This window comes from Sphaerotilus sp. (assembly GCF_041083715.1).
Taxonomy (GTDB): Bacteria; Pseudomonadota; Gammaproteobacteria; order Burkholderiales; family Burkholderiaceae_C; genus Sphaerotilus.
Genome location: NZ_JBFPGY010000187.1, coordinates 1 through 2,875 on the forward strand (window position 1 = coordinate 1; position 2,875 = coordinate 2,875).

3 protein-coding genes are annotated in these 2,875 nt (G+C 70.5%); all 3 read left to right on the forward strand.

All coding sequences use genetic code 11. The features are described from left to right. Positions 1–761, forward strand: a 761-nt coding sequence (locus tag AB3X43_RS08375; protein ID WP_369429387.1) for an isocitrate/isopropylmalate family dehydrogenase, incomplete at its 5' end; no start/stop codon positions are given. A 30-nt stretch (positions 762–791) separates the two neighbouring features. Beyond that, positions 792–1,760, forward strand: a complete 969-nt coding sequence (locus tag AB3X43_RS08380) for a tripartite tricarboxylate transporter substrate binding protein (protein WP_369429388.1) — start codon at positions 792–794, stop codon at positions 1,758–1,760. A gap of 41 nt (positions 1,761–1,801) precedes the next feature. Then, positions 1,802–2,875 (forward strand): glycerate kinase type-2 family protein (locus AB3X43_RS08385; RefSeq protein WP_369429389.1); only part of this gene is annotated, 1,074 nt, incomplete at its 3' end.

Genomic DNA, 2,875 nt, shown 5'->3' on the forward strand with positions numbered 1-2,875 from the left:
ACGTGCGCCCGACGCGCATCCTGCCCGGCATCGACGCCCCGCTGAAGCGCTGCCGGCCCGAAGACCTGAACTGGGTCATCGTGCGCGAGAACTCGGAAGGCGAATACTCCGGCGTCGGCGGCCGGGTGCACCAAGGCCACCCGATCGAAGCCGCCACCGACGTGACGATGATGACCCGCGTGGGCGTCGAGCGCGTCATGCGCTTCGCGTTCAAGCTGGCGCAGTCACGGCCGCGCAAGCTGCTGACCGTCGTCACCAAGAGCAATGCCCAGCGCCACGCGATGGTGATGTGGGACGAGATCGCGGTGCAGATCGCGCAGGAGTTCCCCGACGTGAAGTGGGACAAGGAGATCGTGGACGCGGCCACCGCGCGCATGGTCAACCGCCCAGCCACGCTCGACACCCTCGTCGCGACCAACCTGCACGCCGACATCCTCAGCGACCTCGCTGCCGCACTCGCCGGCAGCCTGGGGATCGCGCCGACCGGCAACATCGACCCCGAGCGCCGCTACCCGTCGATGTTCGAGCCGATCCACGGCTCCGCCTTCGACATCATGGGCAAGGGACTCGCCAACCCGGTCGGCACGTTCTGGAGCTGCGTGATGCTGCTGGAGCACATCGGCGAGCCGGCAGCCGCCCAGCGCCTGATGGCCGCCATCGAAGCCGTCACCGCCAACCCCGCGCTGCACACCGGCGACCTGGGCGGCACGGCGACCACCGCAGAAGTCACCCGCGCCGTCTGCGACCTGCTGACGCGCTGAAGCAGCCCACCCGTGCGAGGAGACAAGTCCATGAAAAACATCCCCCAGACGACCGCTGCGCTGCTGCTGGCCGCCTTCGCCACGGCCGCCTCGGCCCAGCACTGGCCCGCGGCCAAGCCGATCACGCTCATCGTGCCCTTCCCTGCGGGCGGGACCACCGACGTGCTCGCCCGCACGCTGGCCGACAAGCTCGGCACCGCGCTCGGCCAGACCATCCTCGTCGAGAGCAAGCCCGGTGCGGGTGCCACGCTCGGCGCCGATTTCGTGGCCAAGTCCAAGCCCGACGGCTACACGCTGCTGATGGGCGCGATCCACCACACCATCGCTCCGGCGGTGTTCAAGAAGGTGTCCTACGACCTGCAGAGGGACTTCGCGCCGATCACCACCGTCGCGCTGGTGCCCAACGTGCTCGTGGTCAATGCCAGCAATCCGGCCAGGAACGTCGCCGACCTGGTCGCGCAGGCCAAGGCCAGGCCGAACCAGCTCAACTACGGCTCCAACGGCAACGGCACCGCGCAGCACCTGATCGGGACGCAGTTCGAGAACCTGACCGGCATCGAGATCACGCACATCCCCTACAAGGGCAGCGGCCCGCTGACCACCGACCTGATCGGCGGCCAGGTCACGATGTCCTTCGACACCATCACGCCGGTGCTGCAGCACATCAAGTCCGGCAAGCTCAAGGCGCTGGCGGTGACGACGGGCAAGCGCTCGTCGGCGCTGCCCGATGTGCCGACGCTGGCCGAGTCGGGGCTGAAGGGCTTCGACATCGGCACCTGGTTCGGCGTGCTGGCCCCGGCAGCGACCCCCAAGGACATCACCGCCCGGCTCAGCGCCGAGATGGTCAAGGTCATCCACTCGCCCGACTTCCGCAAGCGCATGGACGAGATCGGCGCCGAGCCGATCGGCAACACGCCCGAGCAGATGGCCAAGCAGATCCACGACGACGTGGAGAAGTTCGCCAAGCTGGTCAAGGACGCCAAGGTGGTCATCGAGTGAGGCACCAGGCCGCGTTCGATCCCGCCGCGCTGCTGCGGGCGATGTTCGACGCGGCGGTCACGGCGGCGCAGCCCGCACGCTGCCTGCCGCCGCACCTGCCGACCGCACCCACCCGAGGCCGGCTGATCGTGATCGGCGCGGGCAAGGCCTCGGCCGAGATGGCGCAGGTGACCGAAGCGCACTACCGGCGACAGGGCGTGGCGGTCGAGGGGCTGGTGATCACGCGCTACGGCCACGGCGCACCATGCGAACACGTCGAGATCGTCGAAGCCTCGCACCCGGTGCCGGACAACGCCGGGCGGGTCGCGGCGCAGCGTCTGCGCGCACTGGTCAGCGGCTTGTCGGCCGACGACATGGTGGTCGCGCTGATCTCGGGCGGCGGCTCGGCGCTGCTGGTCGCGCCCGACGCGGGGTTGACGCTCGACGACAAGCAGGCCGTCCACCGCGCCCTGCTCGCCAGCGGCGCAGGCATCGGCGAGATGAACACCGTGCGGCGGCACCTGTCATCGCTCAAGGGCGGCCGGCTCGCCGCGCTGTGCCACCCGGCGACGGTCCACACGCTGCTGATCTCCGACGTGCCGGGCGACGACCCGATCGACATCGCCTCCGGCCCGACCGTGGCCGACCCGACCACCTGCGCCGACGCGCTGGCGACGCTGGCGCGTTACCGGATCGCGCTGCCGGACACAGTGATGGTGCGGCTGCGCAGCGGAGCAGCCGAGTCGATCAAACCAGGCGATGCACGGCTCGCAGGACACACCTGCACCATCGTCGCTGCGCCTCGGGCATCGCTGGAAGCCGCTGCCGAAGTCGCCCGCGCTGCAGGAGTCACGCCCTGGGTGCTCGGCGATGACCTCGAAGGCGAAGCCCGCGCCATGGGCACGACGCTGGCCGGCCTCGCCCGCCAGACCGCACGCCACGGCCACCCGTTCGCCGCGCCGTGCGTGCTGCTCAGCGGCGGCGAAAGCACGGTGACGCTGCCGACGGACGCCACCGCTGCGGCAGAGCTGGGCCGGGGCGGGCGCAACGTCGAGTTCCTGCTGTCGCTCGGTGTCGCGCTGAACGGCGAGCCGGGCGTCTGGGCGCTGGCCGCCGACACGGACGGCATCGACGGC

Bases quoted from the DNA above. Each gene is read 5' to 3' on its own strand.
- AB3X43_RS08380 (WP_369429388.1), top strand. From the start codon at position 792: ATGAAAAACATCCCCCAGACGACCGCTGCGCTGCTGCTGGCCGCCTTC.